General features: G+C 37.5%; 13 protein-coding genes. 8 read left to right on the plus strand and 5 right to left on the minus strand.

What is annotated here, in order from left to right; translation table 11 throughout:
* The 3 genes from QQS35_RS14865 to QQS35_RS14875 form a co-directional block, all read right to left on the minus strand.
* A partial coding sequence (locus tag QQS35_RS14865) for an IS1182 family transposase (protein ID WP_285931612.1) occupies positions 1-1110 on the minus strand: 1110 nt, incomplete at its 3' end.
* A 409-nt stretch (positions 1111-1519) separates the two neighbouring features.
* Complete coding sequence (locus QQS35_RS14870; protein WP_285933008.1) at positions 1520-2398, minus strand: aldo/keto reductase; 879 nt, start codon at positions 2396-2398, stop codon at positions 1520-1522.
* Between the two features lie 131 nt (positions 2399-2529).
* Positions 2530-3150: a DUF3298 and DUF4163 domain-containing protein gene (locus QQS35_RS14875; protein WP_285933009.1), complete on the minus strand. Its 621-nt coding sequence runs from the start codon at positions 3148-3150 to the stop codon at positions 2530-2532.
* 313 nt (positions 3151-3463) lie between these two features.
* Between QQS35_RS14875 and QQS35_RS14880 the strand changes: the two genes are divergently transcribed.
* On the plus strand, positions 3464-3571 hold the full coding sequence (locus tag QQS35_RS14880) for a putative holin-like toxin (protein WP_285933010.1): 108 nt from the start codon (positions 3464-3466) through the stop codon (positions 3569-3571).
* A gap of 214 nt (positions 3572-3785) precedes the next feature.
* Here the strand turns inward: QQS35_RS14880 and QQS35_RS14885 are convergent, their stop codons facing one another.
* Complete coding sequence (locus QQS35_RS14885; RefSeq protein WP_285933011.1) at positions 3786-4799, minus strand: hypothetical protein; 1014 nt, start codon at positions 4797-4799, stop codon at positions 3786-3788.
* Between the two features lie 452 nt (positions 4800-5251).
* On the opposite strand from QQS35_RS14885, the gene QQS35_RS14890 reads away from it, so the two are divergent.
* From QQS35_RS14890 to QQS35_RS14910, 5 genes are all read left to right on the plus strand, one after another.
* A complete protein-coding gene (locus QQS35_RS14890) occupies positions 5252-5497 on the plus strand; it encodes a hypothetical protein (protein ID WP_285933012.1) in 246 nt (81 codons plus the stop codon).
* A gap of 54 nt (positions 5498-5551) precedes the next feature.
* Positions 5552-6091 (plus strand): STM3941 family protein, encoded by a 540-nt coding sequence (locus tag QQS35_RS14895; protein WP_285933013.1) that lies wholly within the window; start codon positions 5552-5554, stop codon positions 6089-6091.
* Between the two features lie 207 nt (positions 6092-6298).
* Complete coding sequence (locus tag QQS35_RS14900) at positions 6299-8968, plus strand: DEAD/DEAH box helicase family protein (protein ID WP_285933014.1); 2670 nt, start codon at positions 6299-6301, stop codon at positions 8966-8968.
* A 630-nt stretch (positions 8969-9598) separates the two neighbouring features.
* Positions 9599-9796 (plus strand): hypothetical protein, encoded by a 198-nt coding sequence (locus QQS35_RS14905; protein ID WP_285933015.1) that lies wholly within the window; start codon positions 9599-9601, stop codon positions 9794-9796.
* A gap of 6 nt (positions 9797-9802) precedes the next feature.
* Entirely contained in the window at positions 9803-10534 is a 732-nt protein-coding gene (locus tag QQS35_RS14910; RefSeq protein WP_285933017.1) for a sensor domain-containing diguanylate cyclase, read from the plus strand.
* A 160-nt stretch (positions 10535-10694) separates the two neighbouring features.
* Here the strand turns inward: QQS35_RS14910 and QQS35_RS14915 are convergent, their stop codons facing one another.
* Positions 10695-11669 (minus strand): Gfo/Idh/MocA family protein, encoded by a 975-nt coding sequence (locus QQS35_RS14915; RefSeq protein ID WP_285933018.1) that lies wholly within the window; start codon positions 11667-11669, stop codon positions 10695-10697.
* A 334-nt stretch (positions 11670-12003) separates the two neighbouring features.
* Between QQS35_RS14915 and QQS35_RS14920 the strand changes: the two genes are divergently transcribed.
* Both QQS35_RS14920 and QQS35_RS14925 read left to right on the plus strand, forming a co-directional pair.
* On the plus strand, positions 12004-12684 hold the full coding sequence (locus tag QQS35_RS14920) for a M23 family metallopeptidase (RefSeq protein ID WP_285933016.1): 681 nt from the start codon (positions 12004-12006) through the stop codon (positions 12682-12684).
* Between the two features lie 185 nt (positions 12685-12869).
* Positions 12870-13979, plus strand: a 1110-nt coding sequence (locus QQS35_RS14925) for an IS1182 family transposase (RefSeq protein ID WP_285931612.1), incomplete at its 3' end; no start/stop codon positions are given.

The raw sequence follows: 13979 nt of genomic DNA on the forward strand, positions 1-13979 counted from the left end.
TTTGTCTACAGTCGTATTGCCTTGACTACAATACCATTCATCCGAATCTTTATTATAGGTATATTCGCTTTCATCTATTCTGTATACGGAGTGACTTACTGGTATATATGCCTTCGCCATTGTTTCTTCTATAACATTCAGAATTGCCTTTCTGAAATAGGCCTTGTCACCGTAGACTTCTTCCACCTTCACACCAGATCGCTTTGTTTCTTCCAACATTTCTTTGGCATAACTTCCATCCATATAAGCACCATTCGCGGTTCGAACAGATGTAATAATTCGTTCATCTGTTGTCATGACAAACTCCGTTTTATAACCATAAAAACCTTGGGTTTTACTTTTACGACCAACTCGTGCATCTTCATCAATGAGAGAACGCACTCCTTTTTGATGCATAAATTTAGGGTCAGCAAGAATATCTTTTGCCTTTTGAATGATTTCTGACGTTTTTGATTCTTTCTCAGAAGTCTTTTCTTCTGCTTGATCAATCACTGTTTCCAAATAAGCCTTCATCACAGCTTTCGCTTCGTTGTGGTCCTCAATTTCTTTATAGTTAGGTGCCGATGGCACATTTTCTAACGGTTTTCCTGTTTCTTCTTCGTAGGTCTGCATAATGTTTTTACCCAAATGTTTCATCAGACGCTCTGGGGTTTTCTTAATGGTGTTGGCTTCCATATGTGTGGCATCTATACTTACACTCTTTCCCTCAATGATGCCTTTATCTACACATTGCTTAACAATTTCCGTAATCATCTCATCAAGGGATCCTTCTACTAAACGCTGTGTTCTGAACTTCGAAAGCAGACTTTTATCAGGAAGATCGTCCTCAGGATTAATACCGATAAAGTACATATAAGCTAAATTCAAGCTGGCTTCTTCGATAACTTTCTCGTCAGATAAATTATAGAGATGTTGCAGAAAAAGAAGTTTGCACATCAATTCCGGCTCTTTCGCCGGTCGTCCAAATTGCTTACAATAACTGTTCTCTAGTAATTTATTGATAAAGCTAAAATCTACTACAGTTGAAATGGTTTTAAGTATATGATTTTCTGGTATTTTACTATATAATATAGAATGAAGACTTAATTGTTTTGGCTCTAGTCGAAGCATAGAAAAAACCCCCTAATGGTTTGGTATTTGGTCATACTAATTATACCATTCAGGGGGTTTTTTCTCGTTGAATTATCGCGAAGTTTTGGTGGAATTTATTAAAGTTTAGTGAATTTGAATAATTGAGTTAAAGTCGTAGACTTTTTCACTGGTCCCGGACGGTTCTCTGCTTCCTTTTATGGGTAAAACAAAACCCTAGTTTTCGTTTAATGAAGAAAACTAGGGTTTTGTTTAATTAGGATATAAGTAGTTCTATCTTTAGTAATACGGTTTACTGTAACCCATCTCAAGTTGTTATTGTTCAGATGGTTTTCACATGATTAGGTTCTTCAGCATCCGACTTCTTTGTTTGTGCTGATGAAGGGGATCTTTCCTTACCAAAGTGGAAGCAGGGAACCGTCCCCTGCTTCTATTTAGTTGCTGTTACTGCATCCGACAATGTTTTGAATTCTTCGTCACTAAGTTCGATTTCAGCAGCTGCAAGATTATCTTCTAAGTGACTCACGGAAGATGTTCCTGGAATTGGCAGGATAACTTTGGAACGCTTCAATAACCATGCAAGCGCAAGTTGTGCTGGCTGTGCATCATGTTCTTTAGCTAACTTATCCAGTGGCCCACCTTCTTTTGCTAATTCGCCAGTTGCAAGTGGAAACCAAGGAATAAATGCAATATTATTCTCTTCGCAATACTCAAGCATAGCTTCCGATTCACGGTTTGCCAGGTTGTACATGTTTTGCACAGAGGCAATTGGTGTGATTTCATTAGCTTCTTTAAGCTCTTCTACACTTACTTGACTAAGTCCGATATGGCGTATTTTTCCTTCTTCTTTCATTTTCTTTAATTCACCAATCTGATCAGCAAGCGGAACCTGAGGGTCTATACGGTGTAGTTGAAGTAAATCAATGGTATCGACACCTAAATCGTTACGGTTTATTTCCACTTGTTGTCTCAAATATTCTGGACGTCCCACTGGGCGCCAGTCATTAGGACCTGCACGTGTCAGTCCAACTTTTGTGGCAATAACTAAATCTTCATTATATGGATGTAGTGCTTTTTTAATTAATTTATTTGTAACAAAAGGTCCATACGCATCTGCTGTATCAATAAAGTTTACCCCAAGTTCAATTGCTTTTTGAAGAACGCGCACAGCTTCCTCGGGATTATTGGGCTCACCCCAAACACCATCACCAGTTAACTGCATCGTACCATATCCTAAACGATTCACCTTTAATTCTCCACCAATCGTAAATGTACCTGATTTAGCGGCGATCTGTATTTGATGTGTCACTTCGTTCTCCTCCTTTTAATGGGTTGTATCAATGATAACCATGATTTTATTGTAACAACACAATAGGAGGGATAGTCAAATAGATGGATTCAGAAAGGAAGCAGGGGACGGTTCTTTGCTTCCGTGCCCATTCAATTATTAATTGCCATCCGTCCAAGTGGGCCGTTTTCATCGATAATATCTTGTATGTCATACACGGAAATTGGAAACATTGGAAATCCAAAAACATAAGGAGTTATATCGTATAGTTGAAAATAAATGACAAGGGTTTTATCTGCAATATAAAAGTCTTGGTTGGGCTGAATGGTCGTAAAGTCATCTAGTAGTGTAATGTCACGTTGTTTTATTTGCTCATGAATTAGAGTTGATAGTCTAGCGATATAATCACTTCCAGGTATAAATAAGTCTTTAAGTTTACACAGCGTTCCTTTTTCTAAGTCGTAAGTCAAAGAATTTATATACGTCATCCCGTGCGCTGCCTGGTGATGATACGTATAATTGGAAATTGATAAGCTCAGTACATCACGCTGATTGTTTTTAATTTCATAATAGCCGATCATTTCTTCCACAGTTGTAGGCATGTTTCCTACTTGTTGATCAATAAGTTGCTGGGTTTGACGGACAATTGTTTGATTAATAAACCTTTCCAATCTATCGTTTTGCAGACCATGTACTTTGGGGTAATAAACTGTTTTATCTGGTCCAGCACTAACTTTTAGTGTTTTAATACTTACTGGAAACGAAATAGACATCGTCCTTCATCCTTTTTGGGTTTTAACCCATCGTATGCATGGAAGTGTAAGTAGGTTCTTAGTGTCTGAAATTGCCTAAGTTGCATATAGAGGGTGTGATAACCTTGAAACTGTTTGATATGACGGATGATATAGAATAATTTTTATATATTAGATAAGAAATGAAGCGAAGACCCCCTGCCTATATGAGTCGACAATGCCTATCGTATGTTTGTAGAATTGTTCTTCTTTAGATGGATTGTAGTATAATAGATTCGTAACTACATAGCATGGTGGGCGGTTGGCCATCTCTCCTGAGAAGGGAGGTGGTAGAATGACGACATATGAAGCATTAAGTTTAGTAGCTCAATTTTGTTTAACATTATTAGCTACACTTACACTCGTTGTAACTATTGTCGTCTTCTTAAACAAAAAGAAATAACCGTCCCCATGACCAGTGGATAAGACGGTTATTTCTTTGAGTAAATCATCATACATTTGGTCAGCCGTTCTTCATGCGGCATGTAGTTACAATTGCCGAGTGGTTAACTCCACTTGGTGTTCTTATTTATAGTATAATTTTATTTATAATACAAGTCAACAAAGACCGTAGGGACGGAAAGTGACCGTCCCCTGCTTCCTTTTCTAGCATTTAGTTATTCAATTGACTTCAATTGTTCGTTCCAAGTATCTTTTGTTTCTTCATCTAGTTCAACCTGACCTAATACGACATATGATATGATATATAAATCATCCCCTTTAAAGAAGCTTCTACCATAATGTGCCTGCATATTGATTGGATTGCTATCATTTATATTCGCTTCAAACATACCTTCATCTTCTGTAACGTCAAAACTATTAATGGTGATACCAGTAAATCCACTTTGTTCAAAGGAAAGTTTTAGATTATCTAAGAAGTCCTGCATTCCAAGAATATTTTTTGCATTTTTCAACACTTCCACATGCATATAGGTTTCGGTAAAGCTTTCTTCTGGCAAAAATAATTCGAGTGATGCATATTCTTCCATTTCTTCAAAGCCAACCAACATAACTGGATTATCATAATTTAGATTTATCCCTCGCATATCCTTGGCATATGTACCTTCCAGTGATTCTAATACGGAGTCAATTGTTTGCACTTTTAAAGCTTCTCCGTTCTCGTCTAAAGTAACAATATCATCATAACCGGTTACAAAAATCTTCCATTCGCCATCTGCTTCTGGGCGCAGGGTATGAATTCCTGTTGTTTGATTATTAGTGTATCCAGGAGCTTCAGAAAGTGTTTTTTGTACATACCTCACTTTTGCTTCTTCTGGACTTTTTTCTATGATTTCTGTTTCTAAAAGTTCTATTTCAAAGTTGAAACCAGCCATTGATTCTAGTAACTGCGTAGTGTTTTCTCTTGCGATTGATTCACTGTGGAGTGTTGCCAAATATAAATCATTGTCTCCTTGTTGGAAATATTTAGCATTTTCTTCTAAAACAGCTAACAATTCCTCATCTTCTGGTATGTAATCAGCCTCTGAGTTTGTAACATTTTCCTTCTGTTCCTCTTCTGATGTTTCTTGTTCGCTTTCATTATCATCTTCTTTAGTTGCATCCTCTGAACAAGCAAATAAAACTAAACTAATAATAAGTAATGATATAATTACTAAAAGTTTTTTTATCATCTTCCTAATTTACCACCCTCCAAATTATTCCATGTAAGTATATCGAACAATACTACTTTTAGATATACGTCAAAGTTACCAAATCCGTAAGCCATTGATTCTGTGGGAGGCTTAGGAATTAGATAGCAGAATTCCAGAAATCATTATGAAATCTATAATGGAACACCAGCCAAAGGAAATAAACCTCAAGAACAAGTGCAAGATTAAAATACACCCTCAAGGATTTACGAACAATGTCCTGTTTGTGAATTCCGACCGCCTATTTCCACTACATCAAAAGCACCCCTACTTTTGGATTATTTTACATTATTTTCTAAAATGTGTAGGAAGTCCCCCTACTATCCTATAAAATATAGACTATGTGATCTGTGAGCGATTTGGATGGAGGACTTTCACAAGAAGAAAAAAGTAACAAGCGCGATAGGAATAGGACTATTATTTGTACTTGGAGGATGTTTTTCAATGGATACGGAATCACAGAACACACAGAAACAGTTAACAATGAAACGGAAAAAGAGTATCACGAGGATTTTGTAAGCGTACAAGATTACAATGGCGAAGGATACGACCTAAAAAATGGAGAAGAAACAGACCGAATTGCAGAAGCAAATCGAGATCAAGTCGAAGAAGCTGTCATTAAGTTTTTTATAGAAAAATATAAGAAAGATAATTATGAAAAACTCTTACATATGTGGTGAATCATAATAACACGACAATGCCTTAAATTAATTAATGAGTGAGGAGAAGAAGTGATGGATAAAAAAATGTTTTATAATTCTAGAGCAAGGTTAATAGGATTTGCTATATTTATTATGTCGATGGCACTCCTTTTTGGTGGTTTAGCCATTTTTATGGGAACTGGTAATTTAGAGATGGATTGGTTCCTGTTTTCTCTATCAATTACTTTAGTTATTATATTAGTTCCAATACTGTTTCTATTAGTGAAAAAAGTGGTTGCCAACAAACCTGCTGTTATCGTTAGTACGAAAGGAATTGATATTATTGGCTTTACCCCTAAAGTTGGCTTCATTCCATGGGAGGATATTGAAGGTTGTTTTCCTTATTCCTTAAAAGGAAACGATATGCTCGGTTTTGTTCACCGACAAGAAGATGCGTATATAAATACATTTAGTGGAACGAACAGGAAGATGCTAGAAATCAACAAAAACTCTGGTTTTCCAGCAATTAATGTTGCACTTGGTCATTTGAAAGATCCAACTAGTTTTTTGGATGCACTAGAAGAGCAACATGTTAATTTTTACTTAGATGAGGAATACGGGAAAACACCATAGAAGTCTTTCCAGGAGTAATAAACAACAAAAGGCTTGATAGAAAATGCGCCTAACGTACTCGAGTCGCCACTTCAATCAGCTAATCCTTGTATAAGTGGTCCACAAATATTACCTACGTGTATGTATGATGCACGCCGGCTTTATCTACAGTCTAGATTTATATAATAATGAAACTATTGTGTTCTATCATATTGGAGTGGTGTTATTATGGATCGTTTTCCGGAGAATATTTCATTTTTTCATCCTTTTAGAAGTTATCAAAGAGAGGTACTTCAGCATTTAGATAGTCACCTAGAAAATAAACATCTTCATTTGGTTGCACCGCCCGGTTCAGGAAAAACCGTGTTGGGCCTTGAGGTAATGCTCCGGTTAAATAAGTCTGCTTTAATTGTTGCACCAACCTTGGCCATTCGTAATCAGTGGGTCACTCGGTTTACTGAACTATTTTTACAAACAGACAAATTACCTTCTTGGATAACTACAGACATAAGAAATCCTCAATTTATAACAGTTACTACCTATCAAAGCCTACATGCACTTTTCAAGGATGATTTAAGTAAGGAAGCAAAATTAGAAGTTATTGATGACGAGATAGAAGAAGATGAATCAATAATGGAATTAACAGAAAAAGAACAGGCCCGGGAGCGGCTTTTTAAACAAAAGTTTCAAACCTTACTACTGGATGAGGCGCATCATTTACGGACCAGCTGGTGGAAAACTACTATAGCTGTTCGAGATCAGTTAACCAATCCTACTGTAGTTGCACTTACTGCCACTCCTCCTTATGATGTTGGGAAATCTGAGTGGGATAAATATATCGAGCTGTGTGGTCCAATTGATGAAGAAATTGATGTTGCTGCTTTAGTAAAGGAAGGCGACTTGTGTCCACATCAGGACTATCTATGGATATCCATGCCAACACATAAAGAAAAGGAACCTATTGACATCTTTCATATGGAAGCTGAGCAACTAAAGGTAAGTCTATTAAAAAACGAAGCTTTCAAAGCACTAATTGAGTCGCATCCATGGATGAAAACAGAGGATTACATAGAAGAAAAATTAGCGAATCATAGTTATTTTATTAGTATGATCAGTTACTTAAAAGAAACAGAGAGTGAAGCATGGCAAATGCCTTTTCAACTTGTTGATGAAAAAGCCAAGCATTTACCTTCATTTAACTTGGAGTGGGCAGAGGAATTATTAACAGCTATGTTTTATCGGGATAAACACTTGAACCCGAAGGAAGAGCCTTTAAAAAGTATCAAGCAGCAGCTTTCGAGTATGCGTGCGTTGGAGCACCGTCGTGTGAAGCTAGTAGCAACTAGATCGATGGAAAGAACTTTGTTGCAAAGTGCCTCAAAGTTAGACAGTATCACTCAGATTGTTTCTTTGGAAAAACAAGCACAAAAAGAAGCACTTAGGCTGGTTATTTTGGCAGATTATATTTATGCAGAGGATCTACCTAACCATGCAGACGATGAGAAGCCTCTCATCCGGCTTGGTGTCATTCCTGTATTTGAGAAAATAAGAAGAGAATTAGGGGAGAGTTGTAAGTTAGGCGTATTAACTGGTTCAGTCGTTATCCTGCCAAAGGAGACTGTCTCATTATTAGAGGAATATTCGTTAGATTATCATGTGGATGCTCTTTCGCATGACGATCGATATGTAACCATCAAAACAAAGGGAGCTTCAAAGCAATACATCGTGCGTTGTGTCACAGAAATTTTTTCTCGTGGTGATGTGGATGTATTGATAGGAACTACAGCTCTGCTTGGAGAAGGTTGGGATGCCCCTAGTGTCAATACACTTGTTCTTGCTTCCTATGTTGGAACTTTTATGTTGACCAACCAGATGAGAGGGCGTGCGATTCGGACAGAGCAAGGAAATCCGAATAAAGTGGCTAACATTTGGCATCTCGTTTGTGTAGATGAAAAAGCTTATGATGGTGGTTATGATTTTCACTCGTTACGAAGGCGTTTTCGTTCGTTGACTGGTTTAGATGAGGAGTTGCCGCTAATCACTTCTGGGCTAGAACGTTTGAGATTGCCTAATTCTAATTTTTCTAGTAAAACAGTTTCATCTATAAATAATACAATGTACAGAAAAGCAACTAATCGTGAACGTTTGTTTGAACGTTGGCAGGAAGCTGTTCACAAAGGTGAGGAAAAACGAGAAGAAATTCAAACAGATCAATCGGTTGTGCCAAGGCCGTTCGTCTTTCGAAATACACTGAAATCATTGCTTGTGATTTCTCTAGTTCTACTTCTAAATATTCTGTATTCGATTGGCGAATCTGGGTACTATTATTCCTTTCGTGAATTACTTTTCCAAATGCTATTTGGATTAGCGATTGGGGTGCTGCTATCTTCTCCATTCTGGTGGAAAGCATTACGTATTTTTCTGTTTAACTCCTCCATAGAATCAAGTATGGAACAAGTCGGGAATTCGATTTATCATACACTTTTTCAGATAGGACAGATCCAAACAGCACCAACGCATAACAAAGTACATGCCAAGAAAGAGAAAGATGGCCGAGTGGTCTGTTATTTGGAGTGTGGAACGACGCATGAACAAAAGCTGTTTTTGCAAAGTTTGCAAGAGATTGTAGATCCAATTGATAATCCCCGTTATCTACTGCACCGAAAGTCAGGAAAACGTTTTTGGGTACGGCATGATTATCATGCCGTACCCGAGGAGATTGGTAGAAAAAAAGAATTTGTTGAAACGCTGTTGGCACATTGGAAAAAAAGAGTCGGTGATGCTGAGCTTGTTTATGTGCACACACCAGAGGGAAGGAAAATGTTGCTAAAGGCTAGAATGCGGGCAATGTCTAGTAAATTCGTAAAAAAATCTGAACGGATAAATGTTTGGAGGTGAGCAGGGCATTTCTATCTATTAATTTGCAATCAAGTTATTATAGTTAGACCCTCGCATATAAAGGTACATACTTCAATAATTTCTAAATAAGATCTGTTCTAAGTAGTGACAAGGCAATTGCAATAAATAGTAGATGGTTAGCAACAATAGTGTAATTTAATAATACCATTGAAATTATTTCCGAGCTTATTTTGGTAGATGAATGATAAAGGTAATTAGGAAACTGACTCAATTCTTAGAAATAAATACTTTCATTATATTAATCTAGAAATCTGCTTTTTCACTTGTTCCGGCCGGTACTTGACTTTGCAGTTGTTAATTTAAACGAAAAAAAGTAACCAATCCATGCCCGCGGTTTAACCAGAGTCTATGGGCTGGTTACTTTTTTAATTTGAAAATAATTAGTTGTTGCTTTGGCTGAACTGGAAGTAAATGGAAGCGGGGGACGGTGGAAGCAGGGGACGGTTCTCTGCTTCCGAAGCAAAGAACCGTCCCCTGCTTCCTCTCTGCTTCTTCCAGAATTGGTAAGGATAAAAATAACTTTGGAATTAATAACGTATAAAGTATATATATCAGTTATAATGATTAGATATTGTTATTTTTTTGGCAAAATAGAAAGGTATGATTTTTATGAGTAAAACTCATTTTCAAGATTTTCAGGAAGCTTCTTTGCGATTACTAGAAATTGTAAATGCTGGTTTGCCGAATAAGACGCTTTATTTGACTAAAGTAACCAAAAGCCAACTTTCAATTGAAAGAGTTTTAGATAATAATACAGGTACGAATGTTCAGGAAGGTAGCGTTATTCCTTTGGATGATAGTTTCTGACAAGGTATCTGTGTAAGTGGTCGGGAACCACTATTAATTGAAAATACTAAGGAACATCCATTCACCTGTGATTTACCTATTACTTTTGAAGCGAATATCGGATCCTATGTAGGTGTTCCTGTTTTTTATCAAGATGGAGAATTATTTGGAACATTATGTGCCGTTGATTCTAAAACGTCAAAATTCACTCAAGACAATATTGCTTTTTTGAGCAAAATGTCTCAATTCTTTAGTTATGTTTTAGAACTTGAACAACAAGCAAACTACGACTCACTAACGAATTTGCACAACCGAAACTATCTTTACAAGATGTTTGACACAGATATTGGTCTTTCAAGCTCTTCTAAAGGGACTATTATGTTTATGGATTTAGATGGATTTAAAGGAGTAAATGATGAGCACGGTCATGAATTTGGAGATAGTGTATTAGAGGAAGTGGGAAATCGCATAAGGCAGTACTTGTCGAACCGAGATATAGGTGTACGGATTGGTGGAGATGAGTTTGTTCTTGTCTTTCAGGACTTGGTTGACAAGGATGTAATAGAGAGAAAAGCTAAAAGTCTTCTCGAAACAATGTCGGATTGGACTATTTATAACGAAACACTTAACTTAACAACAAGTATAGGTATAACAATGTATTCGAGTACCGACGTTGATATCCGCTCCATCATAAAAAAATCTGATATTGCAATGTACAAAGCAAAAAAACTCGGAAAAAATAATTATAAGTTTTTTTAGGATTAGTGAAGCAGGGAAAAGTCTCTGCTTTTTTCGATTTTGTGCCAGTATCAGATGTGAATTAGTGGATCTTATTTAAAATTAGGTGATATCTTTAGTTTATATGGGTAATGACAGTGCTTAATGAGGAAGCAGAGAACCGTCCCCTGCTTCCATATCGTTATTTTTTCACCATTTCATCCATTACCCAATTCGTGCGAGCTGCTGATACGGCGGTGCTTGGGCATTCAACAGCTTCACCTGTTAGTTCAGCAACAATCGTTTCTACAAGCGGTTGGTGGACATGTTGTAATGGGTCAAAGCTCCATTTCTCCGTTCCACCGGCGGTTGTTAATGTAACGGGGTCATGTTCAAAGGTTGAAAAAGTAATTTTTCCTTTACTCCCAATAATTTCATTTACATCGGTTTTTTCAAATGCAGAAAAACACCAATTACCTACACCATGCACACCAGATTCAAATAAATAAGTTGAAGTAACGATATCTTCTGCGTTATAGAATCCTGCTTGATTAGAAGCAAGACCTTTCACCGATATAATTGGTCCAAGTATGTAATCCAGGATATCTAGCGTATGGCTGGCTAAATCAAAAAATAAACCACCACCAGAAATTTCAGGCTGAAGTCGCCAAGGAACATCATTCGAATTGATTATCTTCTCTGATACCGGTTGGAACTGGGTGGTACGCACCAAGCGAATATCGCCAATTGCTTTGTTATCTAACAGCTCTTTAACTTTAAGAAACCGTGGTTGTGCTCTCCGATAATAAGCAACAAACAAAGGAACTCCTGCCTCTTTACAAGCAGCAATCATCTTCCCGCATTCTTCTGAGTTCCGTGCCATCGGTTTTTCCACATAAACAGGTTTACCTGCCTGTGCAGCTTTAATCGTATATTCCATGTGTGATCCTGGTGGTGTCGCAATATAGACAACATCCACTTCTGGATCGTTAATAAGTTCGTCTGCGTTATCATACCACTTTGGAACTTGGTGCCTTTTTGCATAGTCCTCAGCAAGATGGCCTGTTCTACGCATAACTGCAACCAATTCTGAGTTTTCCACCTTTTGAAAGGCAGGCCCACTTTTTACTTCCGTTACATCCCCACACCCAATAATACCCCAACGAACCTTGTTCATATTCAATTCATTCCCCTCCTTATTATTACTCGTATCCCTATTCTACCACTCCTTTGGAAGCAGGGGACGGTTCTCTGCTTCTTTTTATAGTATAGGAAATTATAGATTTAGTGTCCTGTGGTTAACTGACTACCAGCATGTGCCACGTCCTGCTACAGCGCCTACCCGAGTCAAACATCTTTGTGGTAAAGAGCACCACATAGATGTTTGTCTTAATTGCCCTAGGGTGAGCAAGGCGCCCTGAGCTTTTGTTCTTGTCATACAACACTATTTGCTTCATTCCATACGATTATAGTTTTGTAAGTAATCGAAAACAAAATGGAGCGTGATAATCGTGAGTAGTGAGATTTTTGCATGGCCAACGGATACAAGAAGGATAACGAGTGGATACCGTACAATTGAGCGGCCAACCCATCATGGGATTGATATTGCAGATCCGGGAAAACATCCTATCTTTGCATCTGCAAGTGGTCGGATAAGTCGGTCGTACAAATCTGATAGTTATGGGGAATGCATTTTTATGGAGCACCAAATCAATGGACAAATTTTTGAAACGGTTTATGCGCATATGCAGACTGGGTCTAGAGCAGTTAGTGTAGGGGAAAAAGTAAGCCAACATACACAAATTGGCGTGATGGGAAACACTGGTGATAGTAATGGGCAGCACCTTCATTTTGAACTACATAAAGGTAAATGGAATGCGAGTAAAACAAATGCTGTCGATCCACTAAAATATTTAGAAAAGAGTATGGCTGTCCTGAGCAAAAGCAATAACAAAACACAAACATTATATTTGCCGAAAGACGCAAAGACTTGGACTGTTTATAAATTAGACAGACCGCCAGTAAAAAACAACAAAGCTAATTGGGCAGGAGTGTTGAAGCCATCGAAGTTTGGAGGGCTGCAGTATGAAGTGTTAGATACGCCATATCGAGATATCGTAACGATTCAAACACGAGATTTTGGTAAAGTGAACATTTATGTAGCAAGTGGGACCGGGGCAGTGATGAGATAACGAATGAGAAAGGAAGCAGAGAACCGTCCGGGACCAGTGAAAAAGTCTACGACTTTAACTCAATTATTCAAATTCACTAAACTTTAATAAATTCCACCAAAACTTCGCGATAATTCAACGAGAAAAAACCCCCTGAATGGTATAATTAGTATGACCAAATACCAAACCATTAGGGGGTTTTTTCTATGCTTCGACTAGAGCCAAAACAATTAAGTCTTCATTCTATATTATATAGTAAAATACCAGAAAATCATATACTTAAAACCATTTCAACTGTAGTAGATTTTAGCTTTATCAATAAATTACTAGAGAACAGTTATTGTAAGCAATTTGGACGACCGGCGAAAGAGCCGGAATTGATGTGCAAACTTCTTTTTCTGCAACATCTCTATAATTTATCTGACGAGAAAGTTATCGAAGAAGCCAGCTTGAATTTAGCTTATATGTACTTTATCGGTATTAATCCTGAGGACGATCTTCCTGATAAAAGTCTGCTTTCGAAGTTCAGAACACAGCGTTTAGTAGAAGGATCCCTTGATGAGATGATTACGGAAATTGTTAAGCAATGTGTAGATAAAGGCATCATTGAGGGAAAGAGTGTAAGTATAGATGCCACACATATGGAAGCCAACACCATTAAGAAAACCCCAGAGCGTCTGATGAAACATTTGGGTAAAAACATTATGCAGACCTACGAAGAAGAAACAGGAAAACCGTTAGAAAATGTGCCATCGGCACCTAACTATAAAGAAATTGAGGACCACAACGAAGCGAAAGCTGTGATGAAGGCTTATTTGGAAACAGTGATTGATCAAGCAGAAGAAAAGACTTCTGAGAAAGAATCAAAAACGTCAGAAATCATTCAAAAGGCAAAAGATATTCTTGCTGACCCTAAATTTATGCATCAAAAAGGAGTGCGTTCTCTCATTGATGAAGATGCACGAGTTGGTCGTAAAAGTAAAACCCAAGGTTTTTATGGTTATAAAACGGAGTTTGTCATGACAACAGATGAACGAATTATTACATCTGTTCGAACCGCGAATGGTGCTTATATGGATGGAAGTTATGCCAAAGAAATGTTGGAAGAAACAAAGCGATCTGGTGTGAAGGTGGAAGAAGTCTACGGTGACAAGGCCTATTTCAGAAAGGCAATTCTGAATGTTATAGAAGAAACAATGGCGAAGGCATATATACCAGTAAGTCACTCCGTATACAGAATAGATGAAAGCGAATATACCTATAATAAAGATTCGGATGAATGGTATTGTAGTCAAGGCAATACGACTGTAGACAAA

Source organism: Aquibacillus rhizosphaerae (genome assembly GCF_030282825.1).
GTDB classification, from domain to species: Bacteria; Bacillota; Bacilli; order Bacillales; family Amphibacillaceae; genus Aquibacillus_C; species Aquibacillus_C rhizosphaerae.